This is a genomic window from Aliivibrio finisterrensis, from assembly GCF_008933155.1.
GTDB lineage: Bacteria > Pseudomonadota > Gammaproteobacteria > Enterobacterales > Vibrionaceae > Aliivibrio > Aliivibrio finisterrensis.
Genome location: NZ_WBVP01000051.1, coordinates 1 through 1,927, shown reverse-complemented (window position 1 = coordinate 1,927; position 1,927 = coordinate 1). Strand labels below are relative to the sequence as shown.

Genomic DNA, 1,927 nt, shown 5'->3' with positions numbered 1-1,927 from the left:
AATAAGTCGAATTTTTTATTATTCAACTTGGGTAATATGTTAAACAATTACGGAACAATTAAAAATAATATTTATAATTACCCGCGCTGTAGCAATCCTACGCCAAAAATTTTAGATGGGGATATTAACGATTGGTTGGTTAAAATTGATTTTGAAAGTGTAGTATTCATATCTGAATTGGAATCAAAATCTTATGTAAATAGTTATTATGCTACCTTTAATTATAATCGATATATTGAAAGTATATTTCGTTGGCAACGAAATCAAGAATCACACACCTCAAAAGAGAATGTAGATTTATTGAATGATTGTATTCTACAACTAGAAGAATTTGCTACTAAGTTAGTAGGTGTCAATACAATGATTTATACAGAAATGAAAAATAAATATACAAAATGTACATTCTTTAATTGTGATGTACCGATGAATGAGTTTTCTAACTTGCAAAAATATGAAAGCTTATAATCCATAATAATGACATAACAAATGCATCAACACGATTTACTACACTCGGCATCTCAGATTGTCGGGTGTTTCTCGTTTTAGGGCGTCAATTTTAAGTATAATCGCATAGTAGTAAACGTGTTATGCAGGCGTTATATTTTTTATTGAAACTTGCGTCATAATGCGCAACGCGCTACACTCTTCGTATGATTAAAACATTTAAGCACAAAGGTCTTAAAAAGTTTTTTGAGACTGGCAGTAAAGCGGGTATTCAAGCGAAACATGATCGCAAATTGAGAATGCAATTAGCCGCGATAGACACTGCAACCATTATTGATGATGTTGATTTGCCGGGTTTCAAACTTCATCCTCTGAAAGGGGATAGAGATGGAATTTGGTCAATTACAGTAAATGGTAACTGGCGTGTTACTTTCGAGTTTGTCGATGGTAATGCTTACATTTTAAATTACGAGGATTACCATTAATGGCTATGTACAATCCCCCACATCCAGGTGAGTTTATCCATGACGTTTATATGGAACCATTTGGCTATAGTTGTCGCTTTGTTGCTAAACAACTTGATGTTGCTGCTTCAACTCTAAATCGAGTGATAAAGGGTAAGAGCTCAATTTCACCTGAAATGGCATTACGTCTTTCAAAATCACTAGGTCGTACGCCTGAAAGTTGGTTAACAATGCAAGACAATTACGATCTATGGCAAGCAAAACAAAACGTGAATTTAACTAAGGTGCACACGATCAATTTTGCTATGGCGTAGTAAAATATAACAAATGCATCAACACGATTTACTACACTCGGCATCTCAGGTTGTCGGGTGTTTCTCGTTTTAAGGCGTCAATATTAAGTATAATTGCATAGTAGTAAACGTGTTATGCAGGCGTTATAACGACTAATCAAATTATCATGGGGGGTTAAATGGTGGATGACAATTATGAAATAAATGAATTGTTTGACTTAGAGGTTGTACTTGAAGATGGGCAAAAAGCTGAAAAATTAGTACTTGTAGATGAGAGTGGTGAGTCTACGCTTTCAGTGAATATAATCAAAAGCTTAAAGATATTGTCGAAACAACAAATGAGCTTACGAAAAATGAATCATCTGAGGTTTTGGGGTTCATTCAAGAACATTCAGATTTCATTGGAGATAATCTAGCTATATTGGTTGATAATTCCGAACTATTAAGTTGTGCTCATGATGTTGTCTACCAGACTTTTACTGGGTTGCCATCTCTAGATATAATATTGGCGTTTTTAGTTACTACTGTGATTAGTATAATAGAAGTGATTCGGAAATAGCGTCGTTATAACAAATGCATCAACACGATTTACTACACTCGGCATTGTCAGTTTGTCTTTAATTTCAGTGATTAAGGCGCTAAAATTCAGCTAGGTCTGCATAGTAGCAAACGTGTTATGCAGGCGTTATACGAACTCTGAGAATGCAGTTTTTTGGCTCAGTTCAG

4 protein-coding genes are annotated in these 1,927 nt (G+C 34.6%); all 4 read left to right on the top strand.

Annotated elements, in window-relative coordinates; genetic code table 11:
- A partial coding sequence (locus F8B77_RS17220; RefSeq protein ID WP_208846172.1) for a hypothetical protein occupies positions 1-465 on the top strand: 465 nt, incomplete at its 5' end.
- Between the two features lie 185 nt (positions 466-650).
- The gene (locus tag F8B77_RS17215) at positions 651-929 is read left to right on the top strand and encodes a type II toxin-antitoxin system RelE/ParE family toxin (RefSeq protein ID WP_012534781.1); all 279 of its coding nucleotides are present in this window, start codon (positions 651-653) and stop codon (positions 927-929) included.
- Complete coding sequence (locus F8B77_RS17210) at positions 929-1,222, top strand: HigA family addiction module antitoxin (RefSeq protein WP_017023495.1); 294 nt, start codon at positions 929-931, stop codon at positions 1,220-1,222. Before F8B77_RS17215 ends, F8B77_RS17210 begins: the two co-directional genes overlap by 1 nt.
- A 158-nt stretch (positions 1,223-1,380) precedes the next feature.
- A complete protein-coding gene (locus F8B77_RS17205; protein ID WP_151656883.1) occupies positions 1,381-1,617 on the top strand; it encodes a hypothetical protein in 237 nt (78 codons plus the stop codon).
- Positions 1,618-1,927: the final 310 nt, after the last annotated feature.

Coding starts and splice junctions, on each gene's coding strand:
- F8B77_RS17210 (WP_017023495.1), top strand. CDS start 929: ATGGCTATGTACAATCCCCCACATCCAGGTGAGTTTATCCATGACGTT.
- F8B77_RS17215 (WP_012534781.1), top strand. CDS start 651: ATGATTAAAACATTTAAGCACAAAGGTCTTAAAAAGTTTTTTGAGACT.
- F8B77_RS17205 (WP_151656883.1), top strand. CDS start 1,381: ATGGTGGATGACAATTATGAAATAAATGAATTGTTTGACTTAGAGGTT.